This is a genomic window from Aquiflexum sp. (genome assembly GCF_977115555.1).
On sequence record NZ_CDSBKL010000208.1, the window covers coordinates 1 to 7301 of the forward strand.

General features: G+C 43.6%; 4 protein-coding genes. 2 read left to right on the forward strand and 2 right to left on the reverse strand.

The window, feature by feature from the left end; translation table 11 throughout:
* Positions 1-243 precede the first annotated feature (243 nt).
* Complete coding sequence (gene gldJ, locus ACZFYI_RS12735) at positions 244-1467, forward strand: gliding motility lipoprotein GldJ (RefSeq protein ID WP_258422235.1); 1224 nt, start codon at positions 244-246, stop codon at positions 1465-1467.
* 205 nt (positions 1468-1672) lie between these two features.
* On the forward strand, positions 1673-4087 hold the full coding sequence (locus tag ACZFYI_RS12740; RefSeq protein WP_462524512.1) for an alpha/beta hydrolase family protein: 2415 nt from the start codon (positions 1673-1675) through the stop codon (positions 4085-4087).
* Between the two features lie 234 nt (positions 4088-4321).
* On the opposite strand, the gene ACZFYI_RS12745 is transcribed toward ACZFYI_RS12740, so the two are convergent.
* Complete coding sequence (locus ACZFYI_RS12745) at positions 4322-5260, reverse strand: IS256 family transposase, variant Zn-binding type (RefSeq protein WP_462524514.1); 939 nt, start codon at positions 5258-5260, stop codon at positions 4322-4324.
* 288 nt (positions 5261-5548) lie between these two features.
* Positions 5549-7301: CocE/NonD family hydrolase (locus ACZFYI_RS12750; RefSeq protein WP_462524513.1), on the reverse strand; the 1753-nt coding region annotated here is incomplete at its 5' end.

A 7301-nucleotide genomic window follows, 5' to 3' on the forward strand; every position in this document is an offset into this window, starting at 1 on the left:
ATCAGTGAGGAAAAAAGCATTAAAAAAGAAAAAAAATGGCTTGAAGAGATGAAAAATGCATAAATTTTGAAAATTTTTAACAAGATCATTTTTGCTTTTCCTGAAAAATAATTTGCATTATTTCTAACAATCTTGCATAAAATCTATTTCATCATCAGGGACTTGTCAAAAAAATTATTGTGATAAAGATATTATTGATTATATATTAGCGTTCTATTTGAGGGTTAAAAACAGTTAAATATTATGGTTTTTGCGAAAAATAAAGCAGGTTTAATTTTGGCTTCAGCGTTACTTGTGGCAGGAGCGCTGCTATCGTCTTGTAACAAAACTCCGGGATACGGCAGAAGAACAGCCGCCAAACCGGGTAAAGCCAGTCCTACTACGGGCGCGGAATACAGCTTCGATGCTAATGACAGTTCTAATTTTGTCGTCACCAGACTTGCAAAACAGGAAATCGGTCCAAATTTGAAATTTATCCAAGGTGGCCGTGCCGTATTGGGTTCTCAGGAACAGGATGTCATGGCTTTCAGAGATAATGCTGAAAGGACAGTGACCATCGCTTCGTTCTTTATGGACGAAACCGAAATCTCCAACAATGACTACAGGGAATTCCTTTTCGATATGAAAAAGAAAGTTTCTGCAGATTCCATCAAAAAGTTGGAACCGGCTGAAGGAGTTTGGGGCGGTGTATTGTCATACAATGACGTATACGACACCTATTATTTCAGATTCCCGGGCTTTAACTTCTATCCTGTAGCAGGCGTATCTTGGGTTCAGGCAAATACTTATGCCAAGTGGAGGACAGAATTTGTTTCCAATCTTGTAAGAGAAAGAAATGAATTGGACAGTTCACTTACCAAAAACCAACTGATCGAAAGAGGTGTTGCCTTCGCTGAATACCGTTTGCCAAGTGAGGCAGAATGGGAATATGCAGCCAAAGCAATGATCGGTGTTCAATATATGGACGAAAATCAGGAGTTTGGCAGAATCTATCCATGGGATGGAAGGGGTGTGAGAAATCCTTACAATGTAAAAAGACAGGGTAAGCAGGGTGACTTCTTGGCCAACTTCAAGCGTGGAAGAGGTGATTATGCAGGTATTGCAGGCAGCCGAACCAACGACGGCGAAATCATCCCAACCAACGTATATGATTTCCCACCAAATGACTTCGGATTGTACAACATGGCAGGTAATGTCAACGAGTGGGTTCAGGATGTTTACAGACCGCTTTCTTATCAGGATTTTGATGACCTTAACCCTTTGAGAAAAGACGGAATCTTTGACGAATCAGAAACTTATGGTACGACTTTGATTGACGACAACTACAGGGTGTACAAAGGAGGTTCATGGAGAGATATGGCTTATTGGCTTGCTCCGGGAACCAGAAGATTTATCCATCAGGATTCTGCTACCAACCATATTGGATTCAGATGCGCCATGATTTCTATCGGGGCTGAAGGAAAATAACTTATCATTTGTATTTCATAGAACAAAAGAGGTGTCCAAAAGACACCTTTTTTTTATGTCTTAAAAGGCATAGCCAATCTATAATTTTTAACTCTGAATTCTTAATTTAAATTTCCATTCAAACGCAATTTCAAACCAATAAGCCTAAAACCTGTTTCTCTTACATGGATTTGCCTTATTTTCAAACCAAAATTTATATTCTCCTATGAAAAAATTATATCGTTTTATCTTGGTGTTTGGCCTATGTGGTTTTGGGGAAGTCATTTCCATCAAGGCACAGAATGCCTTAACATACCAGACTCCACCAAAAGCAATTGCTGATTTGGTCAATGCACCGATTACGCCTCAGGCAAGTTTCAGCAGATCGGGAGAATTTATGCTCCTTCTCGAGCGTGCAGGAAATCCTTCTATCGAAGAACTTGCGCAGCCTGAACTGAGGATCGCAGGGATCCGCATCAATCCCGCCACCAACGGCCCAAGCCGTGGAGGATATGTGGAAAATGTAAAATTAAAAAATACCCGTTCCGGATTGGAACAAGACATCAAAGGCCTTCCTTCTTCCCCAAGATTGGGCAATTTCTCCCTTTCAAAGGATGAGAAGTTTGTGGCCATGACCCACACCTCCAATACAGGCATTAGCCTTTGGGTGGTGGACCTGAGCACTTTGGAAGCCAAAAAACTGACAGAGGAAATCGTCAATGGAGCCTATGGAAATGCCATCACTTGGACGCCTGATAACAAAATCCTCCTCAAAGCGGTCAACCCAAGCCGAGGCAATATGCCCAAAGCGCCTCTTGCCCCTGCCGGACCTATCATTCAGGAAACTTCAGGAAATGCTGCTCCTTCCCGTACCTATCAGGATTTGCTGACCAATTCCCATGATGAGGCATTGTTTGCCTACTTCATGGATTCGCAGTTGATGTTGGTGGACCTCAGCGGAAGCAAACAAGCGGTAGGTCCCTCAGGCTTGATTTCGTCCGTTGACCTTTCTCCTGACGGAAATTATATCATGGTGGATTTGATCAAAAAACCGTTTTCTTACCTCGTTCCCGCTTCCCGTTTTCCTTATGATGTAGAAATATGGGACAGCAAAGGAAATAAAGTCAAAACTTTGGCACAGATTCCTTTGGATGAAGTCAGACCGACAGGATTTGATGCTACTGTAAAAGGCCCCAGGTCCATCAGTTGGAGAGCGGATAAAGGCGCTTCTCTTTATTGGACAGAAGCACAGGATGGCGGGGATCCAAAAGTCAAAATGGAAGAAAGGGAAATCATCTATACCTTGGAAGCCCCCTTTACCGCCACACCAACCAAGTTAGCGAGTATCGGCTATCGCTTTGCGGGAATTTCATGGTCCGATGATAACTTCGCCCTTTTGAATGAAAGATGGTTTGCCACAAGACAGGAGAGGGTATCTGTCATTAATCCTTCCAAACCTGGAGAAAAAGGCAATGTAATCATCGAGCGCAATTCTGATGACATCTACAATGATCCCGGAAATCCTGTATATACCACCAATGCTTTTGGCAAAAATGTGATCCTGAGAAAAGGAGATGAGGTGTTTATGACTTCTGAAGGCGGTAGTCCAGAAGGAAGTATGCCTTACCTTTCAGCTTTCAATACCAAAACGAAGACTGAAAAAATCATTTGGAGGAGCCAAGCGCCATATTATGAAAGGGTGGCCAAAGTCCTCAATGCCGATGCCTCAGAATTTATTACCATCAAAGAAAGCACCGACATCCAACCCAATTATTGGTTGGTCAATACCAAGAAGCGCATCGCCCCGATGCAGATTACCAACTTCGCCCATCCTTATGAATCTATCAAAGGAATCAACAAACAGCTCGTCACCTACAAAAGAAATGACGGACTCAATCTTTCAGCTGTAATTTATACCCCGGAAGGTTATGACCCTGCCAAAGACGGAAGATTGCCGGTACTGATGTGGGCTTATCCAAGAGAATACAAATCCGCAGCTACCGCCGCACAGGTACGGGGTTCCAAATACCAATTTACCAGATTGTCTTGGGGTTCGCCGATCTATTGGGTGACGCAGGGATATGCGATCATGGACCAAACGGAGATGCCTATAGTCGGGGAAGGTGATGAAGAACCAAATGATACTTTTGTAGTACAGCTTGTGGCCAATGCCGAAGCAGCCATTGATTACATCGTGGGTCAGGGAATCGGAGACCGTGAAAAAATCGCTGTGGGAGGCCATTCTTATGGTGCTTTCATGACGGCCAACTTACTTTCTCATTCCAACTTATTTGCAGCGGGCATTGCAAGAAGCGGCGCTTACAACAGGACTTTGACACCTTTTGGATTCCAATATGAGCAGAGAAGCTATTGGGAGGCGCCGGATGTGTACAATGTGATGTCGCCATTTATGAATGCAGACAAAGTCAAAACCCCGATCCTTTTGATCCACGGAGAAGCGGACAACAATTCGGGTACTTTCCCCATCCAATCCGAGCGGTATTACAATGCCTTGAAAGGTCATGGTGCAACGACAAGATTGGTATTTCTTCCCCATGAAAGCCATGGCTATGCAGGCAAAGAATCTATTCTACATACCCTTTGGGAAATGAATACATGGCTTGAAAAGTATGTCAAATAACAACCTTTGAGGTCTCTTTTTGAGCTCGAAGGTTTTACTCTTATTTAGATAGGTAATGTGGTCAAAAATAGTTGGTGACTTTTACTAAAAAATTTATTATAATATCACGCAGGTTTGAAGAGGACGTAAGCTCTGCTGAGGAGCAACTTACCAGCAATAAATCCTGCCAAGTGGAATGAAGGGGCTCCCGTTTTTGGGAGCCTTTTTTCATGCTTCATTCTTCTTGTTCTATGGCTAAAGAAAACCTTTTCTTCTTGAATTTTTGAAGTATAGATACCACCTCAAGAAGCTTTTTCTATTTCTTGTGGAGAGCCCGCGGTGGATGTTTAAATTGGTTTTTAGATGTCCGAAAAATGACTCCAGACCGTTGGTTGATTTTGGGATTCTAGGGTTATCCAGGTAAGCAAAAAGATTCGGCAAAGCACTTGTCAATACATAAAAGGAACGTCTCAACAGTTTGTGTTTATACCAAAATTTCCCCGTTATGGGATTGACCGTTTTTTCATGAACAAACTGATGGTGCCGGGCATCCCAATTTGCTAGTTCCAGTAGCCAGTAACTGAGTTCTTGTTTGGATTGGATCTGATGCAGTGTGGAGACGATCTTTCGGAGTTCCCTCCCGGGGATGCTTTTAGGATTGGCGGAAAGCCATATTCTGCACATTCGCTGCACATGGATCACACATCTCTGAAGGGTGACGTGTGGGCAGACTTTGCGGATTGCCCTGAGTAATGCCCTGTGTCCGTCGCAGGTAATTGATTCGATCTGAACGCCAAGAATCAGCAGATTTTCCAGGTCTTCTTTGAGTTCCTCGTATCGTTCACCATCGCTGAACCGGTAGAGCTGGGTGAATTTGACGGTGTTGTCCCTATACAAAATCAGGCATAAATCCTTGGTGAAATATGTGCCGTCAATGAGTAGATTTACCCGCTCGGAAGGGTAAACACTCAGCATCGGAGGTTCTTTCAAATACCTTTTAAAGAGCCGCTGAACCGTGCTCTTGCTCAGGCCTGTCTCTGTTACCAATTGGTCAAATGTGCGCTTTCCGACTATCCATTTTTCAAACCACACAAACCGATTGGTTTTAGCTACCGAGGGGTTGGAGCCGGTGAAGAGAATGCCACAATTTTTACACTTATACCGCTGCTTTCCAGCCTGTTTTCCCCACTTGATTGAGTCAAGAAAACCACATGCCCAACACCTTTTTTTTTGAAGTTTTCATGAAACAAAAAAACCTTATTGAAACAGGTTTCAATAAGGTGCTCATATTTAATTTAAAATCAGACTGTTAGAAGGTATTTTACCAACTATTTTTGACCATTAGATCTCTTTTGTGCCTTTTCCATTGATCCCAGTCAGAATTATTCAATCATCATTCTAACCTTCCTACCTTACATTTCCAACTTCCCACCTCTTACTTCTAACTTCGTAAATCAAACTTCGTAAATCGTACTTCCCAACTCATTTCCTCACAATCGGCAAACTGACATAACTAGGATATTTACTGGAATGATGGATTTTATTTGTTGCGATGACACCTTCTGTTTCGTCATAATTATTTCCTCCAGTATTCATATTCCTATCAAACCTCGGAAAATTGGAACTCGAAACTTCAATCCGGATGCGGTGACCCTTTTCAAAGTAATTGGAAGTAGACATGGGCGTCAGGTTTACTTCGTAGACTTTGCCTGATTCCATAAACACCTCTTTTTCATAGCCTTCCCTGTACCGTACCCTTTGGATGGTTTCATCCAAGTTATACGCCTTGCCGTCAGGATAAACATCGATGCTCTTGATGGTCAAGTCAGTGTCTTTGACATCGGTAGAGAGAAATAATTTGGATTCAATAAAACCGCTGACTTCAATGCCTTCTGCAAGGGGTTCGGAAGTATACACCAAGATATCCTCCCTCAATTCCATTTCCTGTTGGTCAAAAGCCCCGCCTTGTACTGCATTTCCGGTACAGCAGACATTGCCGCCATAGGAAGTCACCGGATTCATGGGATCGTATTGGAAAGTGTCAGCATTGTCTTTTCCGGGTTTTTTATTGGTTAAAACACCATCGCCGTTTCTGGTATTGGCTTTGCCTGCACTGTTCAGGTAATAAGTGGTCATTTGAGCTTCTTTGGGCGGCCAAGTGTCGGACGTCTGCCACTTGTTGGAACCCATGGTAAAGTAAGTCACTTTGGCCATTTCCTTTTTGGGATCTCCTTTGAGCCAATAATCAAACCAAGCATAGGTCATCTCATTGTACGGAAGTCGGGCATCACCCATACTTCTTTCACCCACAATGGTGTTTTCACTCGCTCTTGTAAAGGCACAATGCAGGGTAGGGGCAATGACCAGATATTGGTTATCTCTCACTTTTGGATCCTTGGCATTGGCCCGGATATGGTTATACATCGCTAAATTTGGACTCGTTGAAACATCATACCAAGACACAAACCAATATGCCGGCTTTTCAAATTCCATATTGTCATGGAACAAACCTCCTTCGTACCATTTTGGATCATTGGGCTTTCTAGTGATCATTTCCTCATAAACTCCCTGAGGACCGTTTACATTTTTGATGATATCCTGAACCGGCAAATGTGCCAATCCCTCTTTCCAATCCACTTTGGGATATCTTGGCGCCATGTCATAAAACCTTTGTATTCTCAATAAATCTGCCTGCGAAATCCCTTCCGGCAACTTGGGTGCCATAGGGTCATGTTGGGTACCATACAGCCAAGCCGTAAACAACATCTGTCCTGCACCGCCACGGTACCAATTGCCCTGTTCATAGTAATTGCCTATTCTTCCGACTCCAGCACCAAATGCCTGAGGAACAAGCGCTACATGAGCAGGATGGTTGAGCGAAGCTACCGCCATCTGCCATTCAGCAGTTGAGGAACAACCGATGGTACCGATTTTTTGGTTTGACCAAGGCTGTGCCGCCATCCAGGTAAAAGCATCGTACCCATCTGTCAGCGGAGTCCCGAGTATATCCCATTCTCCTTCGGAAAAGAACCTGCCCCGTTCGTTTTGGACTACATAGGCATAGCCTCTTTTGACAGCCTCTAGGGCCGTTTGAAGGCTTCTTTCCTGCAATTCCCCATCCCGGTAGGCATTGAAATTGTAGGGCGTCCTGGAAAAAATGATCGGAACAGCTTGGCTCGTTTTGGGTCTATAGATGTCAGTGGCCAACCTGACCCCGTCCCGCATCGGCATCATG

Bases quoted from the DNA above. Each gene is read 5' to 3' on its own strand.
- ACZFYI_RS12740 (WP_462524512.1), top strand. From the start codon at position 1,673: ATGAAAAAATTATATCGTTTTATCTTGGTGTTTGGCCTATGTGGTTTT.
- gldJ (WP_258422235.1), top strand. From the start codon at position 244: ATGGTTTTTGCGAAAAATAAAGCAGGTTTAATTTTGGCTTCAGCGTTA.